Source organism: Myceligenerans crystallogenes, assembly GCF_039529775.1.
In the GTDB taxonomy this organism is placed as follows: domain Bacteria; phylum Actinomycetota; class Actinomycetes; order Actinomycetales; family Cellulomonadaceae; genus Myceligenerans; species Myceligenerans crystallogenes.
This window is the reverse complement of sequence record NZ_BAAANL010000023.1, coordinates 1-616: the sequence shown is the minus strand read 5'-3', so window position 1 is coordinate 616 and position 616 is coordinate 1. Positions and strand designations below refer to the sequence as shown.

Here is a 616-nt window from a genome sequence, read left to right as displayed (position 1 = left end):
CAAAGTGAAGATATCGATGGATGGCAAGGGCCGCTGGATCGACAATCGCATGATCGAGCGCCTTTGGCGGTCGCTGAAATACGAATGCGTCTACCTGCGCGCCTTCGAGACTGGCTCACAGGCTAGAGGCGACATTGGAAAATGGCTGGCCTATTACAATGCCGAGCGGCCCCACTCGACCCACGGCATCTTGACCCCGGATGAGGTCCATGCCAACCAAACCGAACCCATGAGAATGGCAGCCTGATAGGAAACCCTGATCCACCTTAACTTGGCTGCAATCTGGTCGAAAAAGCAGGACCACCTCTCATATTCAGATTTTAGCGCAACAAAAACATACCCAGCCACGTTCTCGTCCGGGCAGTTTATTCTGATAGCATCCTCAGATACTGCCCCACCTATTAATTCTCCATAAGGAAGAACCGGAGTCCCGATGATGCCAGCAATCTGGCCAGATCTAGGTACAAGGACAGTCGATCTGCCCACCAAAAGACCGTCTATGCCGGTCATATTTTTCGGAATCAGATAGCTCGGCTTAGGATCTGCCCACATCAAGGCCGAGGTTCCGAACAGTGGAACGCCAAACGTCGGATCATCGATCAGAATTCGCTTAAAT

1 protein-coding gene is annotated in these 616 nt (G+C 51.9%); it reads left to right on the top strand.

What is annotated here, in order from left to right:
• Positions 1-247: integrase core domain-containing protein (locus ABD208_RS20395; protein WP_344106649.1), on the top strand; the 247-nt coding region annotated here is incomplete at its 5' end.
• Between the last annotated feature and the right edge of the window lie 369 nt (positions 248-616).